The sequence below is a fragment of the Rhodopseudomonas sp. WA056 genome, from assembly GCF_010906995.1.
GTDB lineage: Bacteria > Pseudomonadota > Alphaproteobacteria > Rhizobiales > Xanthobacteraceae > Rhodopseudomonas > Rhodopseudomonas palustris_G.
The window spans coordinates 1-8,231 of the sequence record NZ_QPFS01000168.1 but is presented as its reverse complement, the minus strand read 5'-3'; the positions used below and the strand labels follow the sequence as shown (position 1 = coordinate 8,231).

Below are 8,231 nucleotides of genomic sequence, written 5' to 3'. Positions count from 1 at the left end.
GCTGGGTGCCCCCGGGCCGGGGAAGGCCGCCGGGTCGCTGGCTGTGGCCGAATTGGGGAAGGCAGAGGAAAAGTCGCCGGCGCGTTGAGAGACGTCGACCGGGGGCGATCAGGACATTCGCTGGGTGCGAAGGCCAGACGACGGTGCCGCGTAGGCGTGACCGCCGGTCGAGCGATAGGCGGCGTTGGCTTGTCCGGGCTCGGCGCGATTGCAGTCCCGGGTCTGCGGATAACCGCCGTCGATCGCCATCAATTGTGCCACGAAGTTCGAGGATGGCCGGACCTGACGGTCGGTGTAGCGGGTTCGCATCGGCGGCGGCGTCACCGGGACCGGCAGAGGCTCGATCAGCTCGGCCTCGGCGCAATCCGGCTCCGCTGAGGCGCCGTGGAGATCGCTTCCGTCCTCGATCCAGACCTTTGCCATAATCGCACCCACGTTCACTTGTCTCGTTTCGGGACGGGTCGCCCTGTCCTGACGGCGTCGTCGCAAGTCGTGTGCCGGAAGGCTTGCCTAGTAGTATGCCGAGGCCGGGGCTTCCGTTCCTGTCCCGAAATCGGAATTGGTTTCCAATTTCTTAATATTATCGACCTAGCGTGTGGAGGGTCGGCCGACCTATCCTGCACAGGAGAATCACCTGACAGCGTCCCGAAACGAGGCAGTCGTGTCGTCCGTCGCTCCTGCGCCCCGCCCGTCGACCGCGCAGACCGCGACCGCGTCTGATCCGTCGCTGCTGTCGCTGCTCGGCCAAGCCACCTTTGTCTGGGATCTTGCTTCGGATGCGCTGAACTGGACCGGCCGGATGGCCGAGCTGTTTCAGGATATTCCGGCCGAAACGCTGGCCACCGGCGCGAGCTATGCGGCGATGCTGGAGCCGTCCCGTGCCGTCCGGTCCGAAGCGCTGCTCAACGCCGCCGCCGCGGCCGGGCCCGGCTGCGTACCGTACCGGATTGAATACGGCATCCGCGCCTCGACCTCGGCGCCGGTATGCTGGATCGAGGAGACCGGGGTCTGGTTCGCAGGCGCGGATGGCCGGCCGGCGCGGGTCGAGGGCATCGTCCGCATCAACAACGAGCGTCACGCCCGCGACGAGCAGCTCCTCAAACTGTCGCAACATGATCCGCTCACCGGTGAACTCAACCGCACCCATCTGATCGCCGCGCTGGCAGAGGCGATCGAGGAGGCGTCACGGTTTCGCACCAGCCTGTCGTTCATGCTGGTCGGTCTCGACCATCTGTCGCGCGTCAACGATTCGTTCGGCTTCGACGTTGCCGACGAGGTGATTTCGACCATCTCCGGCCGGATCCGCAGCCGGCTGCGGTCCGGCGATCAGCTCGGCCGGTTCTCTGGCAACAAATTCGGTCTGGTGCTGAAGAACTGCACGGTCGACGACGCCCATATCGCGGCCGAGCGGTTTCTCGCCGGGGTTCGCGACGAAATCGTGCCGACCAAGTCGGGCCCGGTGTCGATCACCGCCTCGATCGGCGCGGTGAGTGCGCCGCGCCACGCCCGCACGGCGGATGAAGCCATCAACCGTGCCCAAGAGGCATTGGCCGCCGCCAAGCATCGGCGCAGCGGTTCGTTCTCGATGTGGCGCCCGAATGTCGAGCGCGACACCCAGCGCCGGGTCAACATCCGGGTCACCGACGAGATCGTCACCGCGCTGAACGAGCGTCGCATCGTGCTGGCCTACGAGCCGGTGGTCGCGGCGGCGTCGCGGGCGCCGGCATTCCACGAATGCCTGGTGCGGATGAAGACCGACGACGGCCAGGTTCTGCTTGCGCCCGACATCGTGCCGGTGGCCGAGCGGCTCGGGCTGATCCGTCTCGTCGATCATCGCGTGCTCGAACTGGTGGTGGCCGAACTCGCCGCAGCGCCGGGCGTGACCCTCAGTCTCAACATCTCGCCCGACACCACGATCGATGCCGATTGGTGGGCCGGAATCGAATCGTTGATGCTGGCGCATCCTGGTATCGCCGAACGGTTGATCGTCGAGATCACCGAGACGGTGGCGATCCCCGACCTCGACGAGGTGCGCGGCTTCGTCAACCGGCTGAAGACACTCGGCGCCAAGATCGCGATCGACGATTTCGGCGCCGGCTACACCTCGTTCCGCAATCTGCGCGCGCTCGGCGTCGACATCGTCAAGATCGACGGCGCCTTCGTGCAGAACATCGCGCGCTCGGCCGACGACCGCGCTTTCGTGCAGACGCTGATCGATCTGGCGCGCCGGCTCGGTATCAAGACCGTTGCCGAATGGGTGCAGGACGAAGACTCCGCGCAGCTCCTGTGCGACTGGGGCTGCGATTACATTCAAGGCCGGCTGATCGGCCTGGCGTCGCAGCAGCGGCCGTGGCCGCTCGCCGCCGGGGCGGCGGCCGCGAGCGCCCTCGGTCAAGGCGCTCAGTAAGATGGCCGGGACGAGCCTGGCCGTCACGACAGCGGTGAACGAACCACGCGACTAACGAAATGATCACTGCGCCTGAACCAATTATCGCTCAGGCTCCGAGAAGCTCGGCAAAGCCGGGCGGCCCGCAGGAGGAACAGCCGTAGCGGCTGCGGCGCATGGCTGGAGACTGCGCTTCGCGCATCCCCACCACGAGGGTCTGCCTGTGGTGAGCGAGTGCGTCGAAGCGCGGCCGCGATTCCATCAACGCAGAACCGCTCTATTCGTCCTTCTTCGGCTGCTCGAGCGACATCCGCTCCAGCCGGTCCTGCATCTCTTTCATCTGCCGACGCAGATCGTCGATGCTGTCCGCGCTGCCGCTTGTTTCTGCCGGTGCATCGTCGGGCGATTCGTGGCCCGGGTTGCGCGGCACGAACATCGAGAAGGTCTGCTGAAACAGCTCCATGTTGCGGCGGACGGTTTCCTCAAGCGGGGCGAACGGCGTCATGCTGAAGGTCGACGCCATCTGCTTGCGGAATTTTTCCTGCTCGCGCGTCAGCGAATCGATCGATTGCTCCAGATACTTCGGCACCACCATCTGCATGCTGTCGCCGTAGAAGCGGATGAGTTGCCGAAGGAAGGTGGTCGGCAGAAGATTCTGCCCGGCCTTGTTCTCTTGCTCGAAGATGATCTGCGCGAGCACGCTGCGGGTGATGTCGTCGCCGGTCTTGGCGTCGTAGACGAGGAAATCCTCACCGTTCTTCACCATCGCGGCGAGATCTTCGAGGGTCACGTAAGTACTGGTGCCGGTGTTGTAGAGTCGCCGGTTCGCGTATTTTTTGATCGTGGTCGGTTGGTCTGATTTCGCCATGTCACCCACACACACGGAGGATAAGGAACCCGCCGCCTCCCGACAGCAGGCTGAGACGCAATGCAATAAAGTAAGCACTTTCAATGCACCTCGGCTACCGTTTTGTGCGTTGCCGCCGGCCAGGGTGAATTTAGCGCCATCGCAGCACCAAGATGCGTGTGCCGGATTGACACGCCGCCGCCGGCTTCACAGGATGTGCGCCGACACCGGCACGCCAACCCAGGCCCCGCCGTCCAAGAGCCCGTCAAAAACCCAAGCCCAGGAGATGTCCATGTCGGACGATGTCGTCATCGTCAGCGCTGCTCGCACCGCTGTCGGAAGTTTCAACGGCGCCTTCGCCACCACCCCGGCGCACGAGCTCGGCGCAGTCGCGATCAAAGCCGCGCTGGAGCGCGGCGGCATCGATCCGGCGCAGGTTTCTGAAGTGATCATGGGGCAGATCTTGACGGCCGGCCAGGGCCAGAACCCGGCGCGGCAGGCGTCGATCGCTGCCGGTATTCCGGTCGAAAGCCCGGCGTGGGGCATCAACCAGCTTTGCGGGTCGGGTCTTCGCTCGGTCGCGCTCGGCTACCAGGCGTTGATGAATGGTGACTCCGACATCGTCGTTGCGGGCGGTCAGGAATCGATGAGCATGGCGCCGCATGCGCAATATTTGCGCGGCGGCGTGAAAATGGGCGCGGTCGAACTGGTCGACACCATGCTCAAGGACGGCCTGTGGGATGCCTTCAACGGTTACCACATGGGCAACACCGCCGAGAACGTTGCGCGGCAGTGGCAGATCACGCGCGCTCAGCAGGACGAATTCGCCGTCGCTTCGCAGCAGAAGGCCGAAGCTGCGCAGAAGGCCGGCAAGTTCAAGGACGAGATCGCGCCGGTGACGATCAAGACCCGCAAGGGCGACATCGTGGTCGACACCGACGAGTATCCGCGCCACGGCGCCACGATCGAAGCCATGGCCAAGCTGAAGCCGGCGTTCGAGAAGGACGGCACCGTGACGGCCGGTTCTGCTTCGGGCATCAACGACGGCGCCGCTGCGGTGGTGCTGATGACCGCCAAGCAGGCCGAGAAGCTCGGCAAGAAGCCGCTGGCCCGAATCGTGTCGTGGGGCCAGGCCGGCGTCGATCCGAAGATCATGGGTAGCGGTCCGATTCCGGCGTCGCGTGCGGCGCTGAAGAAGGCCGGCTGGTCGGTCGGCGATCTCGATCTGATCGAAGCCAACGAAGCCTTCGCGGCGCAGGCCTGTGCGGTGAACAAGGATCTCGGCTGGGATACTTCTAAGGTTAACGTCAATGGTGGTGCGATCGCGATCGGTCATCCGATCGGTGCGTCGGGCGCGCGCGTCCTTGTGACGCTGTTGCACGAGATGCAGAAGCGCGATTCGAAGAAAGGTCTTGCCACGCTTTGCATCGGCGGTGGCATGGGCATTGCGATGTGCCTCGCGCGCGATTGATCGCGCGTGTCGCGACGATGTCGCGATACACGGACTGATCAGTTGCAGTGCAAGAACGATTGTTCAAACGCCCGGCAGATTGCCGGGCGTTTTTGCTTGATGTTCACGAGCGGCCATCCTTTTATTCGAAAAGACACAATCGCGTTCTAGACAAAAAAGGAATTGTGGGAGGAGTTTTGCAATGGCGCGGGTGGCGTTGGTGACGGGGGGAACGCGTGGAATCGGTGCAGCAATCAGCAAGGCGTTGAAGGCGGCGGGCAATGAGGTTGCTGCGTCTTATGCCGGCAACGATTCGGCCGCGGAGAAGTTCAAGAACGAGACGGGTATTCCGGTATTTAAATGGGACGTGAGTTCGTTCGATGCCTGCGCCGAGGGCGTCAAGAAGGTCGAGGCCGAACTCGGGCCGGTCGACATTCTGGTCAACAATGCCGGCATCACCCGCGACGGCGCCTTTCACAAGATGACGCTCGAGCAATGGAATGCGGTGATCAACACCAATCTCGGCTCGCTGTTCAACATGACTCGGCAGGTGATCGAAGGCATGCGTGCGCGCAAGTTCGGCCGCATCGTCAACATCTCGTCGATCAACGGTCAGAAGGGACAGTTCGGCCAGGTCAACTATTCGGCCGCGAAGGCCGGCGACATCGGTTTCACCAAAGCGCTGGCGCTGGAGAATGCCCGCGGCGGCATCACGGTGAATGCGATCTGTCCCGGCTACATCAACACCGAGATGGTGCAGGCGGTGCCGAAGGACGTGCTGGAAAAAGCGATCCTGCCGCTGATCCCGTGCAACCGGCTCGGCGAAGCCGAGGAAATCGCGCGCGCGGTGGTGTTCCTCGCCGGCGACGAGGCCGGCTACATCACCGGATCGACCCTGACCATCAACGGCGGTCAATACATGGTGTGAGGCGCGGTGCGTTGGCCGTGGTCGTGCGGGGCGATTGCGGCGGCGTCGCGATGTGCCGTAGCTGCGGAGCGCTGCAGTGACGCCGCGCGTCGCCACGCTGATCGGGCTGTCGGCGATCCTGATGTGGTCGCTGCTCGCGGTGATGACGGTCGCGACCGGCACCATTCCGCCATTCCAGCTCGCCGCGATGACGTTTGCGATCGGTGCGGCTGCCGCAGCGGTGGGATGGATCGCGCGGCCGCAGGCGGTGCGCGCGTTGCGCCAGCCGCCGCTGGTGTGGGCGGTCGGTGTCGGCGGTCTGTTCGGCTATCACGCGCTGTATTTCGTTGCGCTGCGGCTGGCGCCGCCGGCCGAGGCGGGGCTGCTGAACTATCTGTGGCCGCTGCTGATCGTGCTGTTCTCGTCGCTGCTGCCGGGCGAGCGGCTGATGCCGCATCACCTGGCCGGTGCGCTGCTGGGGCTCGCCGGTACCGTGCTGCTGTTCACCGGCAACGGCGCGGCGCTCGAGCGGGCCTATCTGCCGGGTCTCGCCGCCGCTTTCGTCGCGGCTTTCGTTTGGGCGAGCTATTCGGTGCTGTCGCGCCGGCTGAGTGCGGTGCCGACCGATGCGGTTGCCGGTTTCTGCTTCGTCACTGCGCTGCTCGCCGCGGCGGTCCATGTGCTGATCGAAGCGACGGCGTGGCCGGAAACTGCCCTGCAATGGGTCGCGATCGTGGCGCTCGGCATCGGTCCGGTGGGGGCTGCGTTCTATGCCTGGGATATCGGCATGAAGCGCGGCGACATTCGCGTGCTCGGGGCTGCGTCCTACGCCACGCCGCTGCTGTCGACCGCCTTTCTGATCGTCGCCGGCTATGCCCGGCCGACCGCGACGCTCGCGGTGGCGGCGCTGCTGATCGCCGGCGGCGGATTGCTGGCAGCCAAGGACATGCTGAAACGCGGCTGAGGGTGCTTGCGCCGGAACGGTAGAGTTTGCCGGGAGCCTATTGCTCGAGCACCATCCGGCCGTCCGCATAGGCGAACCGCTTCAGCCGCGACAGATACGACAGACCGAGCAGATTTTCCGACAGCGCCTCGTCGGGTAGCACCAGCGCATCGACGTCGCGCACGATCAGTCCGCCGATGTCGAGCATCGCGATCCGGGCGCGCGCGGCTTTGACCTGGCCGTTCGCCGTCGACACCTGCGTGGTGTAGTCGCCGCGCGACGGACGCAGGCCGAACCGTGCCGCCGAGCTCTCGTTCAACGCCACCGCAGATGCGCCGGTGTCGACCATGAAGGTCAGCCGCTGCCCGTCGATTCGTCCGTCGGTGCGGAAATGGCCGCGCGGATCGCGGGCGATGCTGAGGTTGCGGCGACCGCCGTCGGAGGCGGCCAACATGCCGATGGTGCCGGGGGGCGCGGCGTGCGCCTGCGCCGGGGCCGGAGCGATCCGGTCGGCGATTTGGGCCATCACGGTGCCGAGCACCACGAGAGCCGCGGCGAAAATCAAAATGCTACGCATGACGCCTACTCACACCGTCCGTCACCGCGCCGATTGGATCACGCGCGGATGCCGAGCGCGACCGAGGCGCCCGATGCATCAGGCTGTTTTTAGCCAAAACGGTAAGCGAAGGATTAATGCCGGCGCCGGCTCAGGTGCCTTTCGGCTTGGCTCGGCGGGTCGGCGGCGCCGAGGCCGGGTCTTCCGGCCATGGATGGCGCGGATAGCGGCCGCGCAGATCGGTCCGCACGCCGGCGTAAGAGCCGCGCCAGAAGCCGGGCAGGTCGCGCGTGACCTGCACCGGGCGATGCGCCGGCGAAAGCAGCTCCAGCACCAGCGGCACCGCGCCGCCGGCGACCGAGGGATGGGCGGTGAGGCCGAACAATTCCTGCAGCCGCACCGCGATGGTCGGGCCCTGTTCGGCCTCGTAATCGATCGGCAGCTTCGAGCCGGTGGGCGCCTCGAAATGCGTCGGCGCCTCGCGGTCGAGCCGGACGCGCAGCTCCCACGGCAGCAGGTTCATCAGGGCGTCGGACAGGTCGGAAGCGGAAAAATCCTTCAGCCCGGTCTTGTCGAACAGCGCAGGCACCAGCCAGTCTTCCCGCGAGTCGGCGAGGGCGGCACCCGACAAATCAGGCCAGGGTTCGCCCTCGGCCTTGCGCAGGAACATCACCCGGCCGCGCCATTGCTGAAGCTGCTTCGACCATGGCAGCCGGTCGAGCCCGGCGGCAATCAAACCATCGGCCAGCACCCGGGCGGTGCCCTCCGACGGCGCCAGCGCCAGCGGCGCTTCGGACAGCGTGATGGCGTGCAGCGCCCGGCGGCGGCGCGCCCGCAGCGTCATCGCGGAGCGGTCGAAACTCACCTCGTCGGCATCGGTGATCTGATCGCCGAAGTGCAGCTCGATCTCGGAAAGCGTGATCGGCGCAGCCAGCAGAATCCGTCCCTGCGCCGCAGTACCGGTGAGTTCGCCGACCGCCAGATACGGCGCACGCGCCAGCCCAGAGGTCTGCTCGATCGCGGCGCCGCGGCCGTTGGCGAGCGTGAAGCTGCCATTGCCGCGGTTCTTGGCGACGCGATCGGGGAAGGCGAAAGCGAGGAGGACGCCGGTACTTAGCTCCCCTCCCCCTTGCGGGGAGGGG

General features: G+C 65.7%; 8 protein-coding genes. 4 read left to right on the top strand and 4 right to left on the bottom strand.

Annotation, left to right across the window (positions count from 1 at the left end; genetic code table 11):
* Positions 1-108: 108 nt before the first annotated feature.
* Positions 109-423 (bottom strand): hypothetical protein, encoded by a 315-nt coding sequence (locus DU475_RS22115; protein WP_142883829.1) that lies wholly within the window; start codon positions 421-423, stop codon positions 109-111.
* Between the two features lie 238 nt (positions 424-661).
* On the opposite strand from DU475_RS22115, the gene DU475_RS22110 reads away from it, so the two are divergent.
* Positions 662-2,407: an EAL domain-containing protein gene (locus tag DU475_RS22110; RefSeq protein WP_164633338.1), complete on the top strand. Its 1,746-nt coding sequence runs from the start codon at positions 662-664 to the stop codon at positions 2,405-2,407.
* Positions 2,408-2,663: 256 nt separating this feature from the next.
* Here DU475_RS22110 and phaR read toward each other — a convergent pair whose 3' ends face one another.
* Positions 2,664-3,254, bottom strand: a complete 591-nt coding sequence (phaR, locus tag DU475_RS22105) for a polyhydroxyalkanoate synthesis repressor PhaR (protein WP_013500397.1) — start codon at positions 3,252-3,254, stop codon at positions 2,664-2,666.
* Positions 3,255-3,525: 271 nt separating this feature from the next.
* Here phaR and DU475_RS22100 point away from each other — a divergent pair, with 271 nt between their 5' ends.
* From DU475_RS22100 to yddG, 3 genes are all read left to right on the top strand, one after another.
* Positions 3,526-4,704, top strand: coding sequence for an acetyl-CoA C-acetyltransferase (locus DU475_RS22100; protein WP_013500398.1), 1,179 nt, complete (start codon positions 3,526-3,528; stop codon positions 4,702-4,704).
* 181 nt (positions 4,705-4,885) lie between these two features.
* Positions 4,886-5,611, top strand: a complete 726-nt coding sequence (phbB, locus tag DU475_RS22095; protein WP_013500399.1) for an acetoacetyl-CoA reductase — start codon at positions 4,886-4,888, stop codon at positions 5,609-5,611.
* Between the two features lie 76 nt (positions 5,612-5,687).
* The gene (gene yddG / locus DU475_RS22090; protein WP_142883827.1) at positions 5,688-6,554 is read left to right on the top strand and encodes an aromatic amino acid exporter YddG; all 867 of its coding nucleotides are present in this window, start codon (positions 5,688-5,690) and stop codon (positions 6,552-6,554) included.
* Between the two features lie 37 nt (positions 6,555-6,591).
* Here yddG and DU475_RS22085 read toward each other — a convergent pair whose 3' ends face one another.
* Positions 6,592-7,110 (bottom strand): TIGR02281 family clan AA aspartic protease, encoded by a 519-nt coding sequence (locus DU475_RS22085; protein WP_047308905.1) that lies wholly within the window; start codon positions 7,108-7,110, stop codon positions 6,592-6,594.
* Positions 7,111-7,240: 130 nt separating this feature from the next.
* Positions 7,241-8,231 (bottom strand): ATP-dependent helicase C-terminal domain-containing protein (locus DU475_RS22080; RefSeq protein ID WP_283812109.1); only part of this gene is annotated, 991 nt, incomplete at its 5' end.